This window comes from Thioclava sp. JM3 (assembly GCF_002213185.1).
Taxonomy (GTDB): Bacteria; Pseudomonadota; Alphaproteobacteria; order Rhodobacterales; family Rhodobacteraceae; genus Thioclava; species Thioclava nitratireducens.
This window is the reverse complement of sequence record NZ_NBOB01000040.1, coordinates 1-1,424: the sequence shown is the minus strand read 5'-3', so window position 1 is coordinate 1,424 and position 1,424 is coordinate 1. Positions and strand designations below refer to the sequence as shown.

The window sequence follows — 1,424 nt, the reverse complement described above, 5'->3', positions numbered from 1 at the left end:
GGTAAGCGCCCGATTGATGCCGCCTGCCTGATGGAGGCGGACCGAGATAAGACACGTGCATAACGACGTCTTTAGCGACATGGTGTGATTGCGGCGGTCGCTCTCCGGTGGCAAACGAGGTTCGGTATGGTGGCCTCATGGATAGTAACCGTGAGGAGAACGACCTTGGAACATTATGCTGGTTTGGACGTGTCGCTGAAAGAGATTTCAATCTGTGTCGTGGACAGGGACGGCAATACCGTGGCGCGTGGCACGTGTCTCGCCGATCCCGAGGGCATCGCTGGCTGGTTTCGCAACCGGTCGCTCGAGCCGAACCGCATCGTGCATGAGAGCGGGATGTTGTCGATCTGGTTGCAGCGCGGTCTCGAGCGCATTGGCTTGGCAGCCACCTGCATCGATGCCCGGAAGGCGCACAAGAGCCTGTCAGCGCGTCTCAACAAGTCCGATGCAGGCGACGCCGAAGGTCTGGCTCAGCTGGCGCGCACCGGTTGGTTCACGCCGGTCCATATCCGCACTGAAGCGTCCGACCGGTTGCGCGCCTTAATCGGCGCGCGCGAACGGTTGTTCCGGTTGCGCAAGGACCTGGAGGGACACATTCGCGGCGTCCTGAAAACCTTTGGCATCCGCATGACCGGGATCAGTCAAGGGCGGCAGCGCCAGGCGTTCCGCGATCAGCTCGCCGCAGCGGGCGAAACAAACACGGTGCTGCGCGTCATTGCGGACGGGTTCATCACCGCCCACGCGACCCTTTGCCAGGCCGCGGCTGATCTCGATGCCGCCTTGAAACGAAAGGCGCGAGATCATTCAGTCGCGCGCCGGCTGATGACCATTCCGGGCGTTGGCCCAGTGAATGCGCTTAGCTTCATCGCCCTGATCGATGATCCGAGCCGTTTCGGTCGGACGTCGGATGTCGGCGCCTTCCTCGGTATCACGCCGAAGCGGCACCAGTCCGGCGAGATCGACTGGTCCGGACGGGTCTCGAAATGCGGCGATAGCGCCATGCGCGGCTTGCTGTTCGAAGCGGCTGCGTCCGTGATCCGACAGGTCAAACGGTTCTCGGCTCTGAAGAGTTGGGCCGTGCGCCTGGCTGGCCGTCGCGGCTTCCGAAAAGCCGCCGTTGCGACGGCGCGCAAGATCGCCGTCCTTATGCTGACGCTCTGGAAGAACGAAACCGAGTATCACTGGACGAAGGAGGCCACTGCTTGATTTGAATTCTCGCCGGAAAGGCGGGAAGCGAAGTCCTGATGGGACGGAGGCAGATTGATCTCGCAAGACACCTTGGGGCGAACGAACATCCTAACCCCGCTAGCGACATTGGAGACAATCCGCCCTCGAACGCCATTGTGAGGCGCAAAGGCTGCGACCTCGGAGAGAACCATGACCCGGACGGACGTCGCGATCCGCACTTGACGAAGCCGCAATCA

Annotated in this window: 1 protein-coding gene; it reads left to right on the top strand. The window is 61.9% G+C overall.

All coding sequences use genetic code 11. From position 1 onward, the window contains the following. Positions 1–84 precede the first annotated feature (84 nt). A complete protein-coding gene (locus tag B6V73_RS20355) occupies positions 85–1,206 on the top strand; it encodes an IS110 family transposase (protein WP_240504216.1) in 1,122 nt (373 codons plus the stop codon). Positions 1,207–1,424 lie beyond the last annotated feature (218 nt).